The sequence below is a fragment of the Halorubrum sp. C191 genome, from assembly GCF_002727095.1.
GTDB lineage: Archaea > Halobacteriota > Halobacteria > Halobacteriales > Haloferacaceae > Halorubrum > Halorubrum ezzemoulense.
Window position 1 is genome coordinate 1 of sequence record NZ_NHNZ01000011.1, and the last position, 873, is coordinate 873.

Here is an 873-nt window from a genome sequence, read left to right on the forward strand (position 1 = left end):
CCGACTTGGGCGAGGAACGGAGTTTGTGTTGTCGCTTCCGAGCGTACCGCACGCCAATATTCTTTGCAGCGTTATAATCCGCGTTCAGTTCATACCCACACTTCTGGCACTCGAAGTGTTCGCCCTGGCGGTTGCCGTCGTGCGTGAACCCACAGTCCGTCCGAGAACAGCGTTGGGATGTATGGGTCGGCTCGACCTGCTCTACGGAGACGCCCTGTTCAGGGGCTTTGTAGGAGACGTATTCAAACAGGCGTCGGAACGCCCAGACGTGGTGCCACTTCGCGTGTGGAAGCCGCTCTCGAATGTCACTCAAGTCCTCGAATGCGATCACGTCGCAGTCGTGTTCGACGGCTTCCGAGACGAGTTCGTTGGCGATCGTGTGGATGTACTGTTTGCGCCAGGCTTCCTCTCGCTTCCCGAGGCGAAGCAGGGCCTTGTGTGCGGCCTGCGTGCCGCGTTGTTGCATCTCGCCACGTCGCTTCTCGAACTCACGACACCAGTGGTCGTAGTCGTCCCCCTGCCAAAACGTGCCGGTTGAGGACACAGCGAGGCTGTTGACGCCGAGGTCGATACCGAGGACCGTTTGGTCGGAGTGCCCGGTATCTTCCGAAACCTCATCGTCACCGTCTGTCCGCCGCGTCGAAATGTTGAGGTAGAACTCGTCAGTGGCCGCGTCGTACCGAAGCGTACTCTCACGGAACTCGTAGCTCTCGGAGAGTACGTACCGCTCGTAGGGCGTCGGACTGTCTGCCGGGAGAACGAACGACGGTTCGACTCGGCCCTCAACAGTTGCCAGCGACACCTTGTTCCGGTAGAAGGTCGCGCTCCGCGTGTCGTAGTCCATCGTTTCGGCGGTAAACGTCGGTTGAGAGA

General features: G+C 59.7%; 1 protein-coding gene. It reads right to left on the minus strand.

Going from position 1 to position 873, the window contains the following annotated elements; all coding sequences use genetic code 11:
* A partial coding sequence (locus Z052_RS00585) for a transposase (RefSeq protein ID WP_241897858.1) occupies positions 1-873 on the minus strand: 873 nt, incomplete at both ends.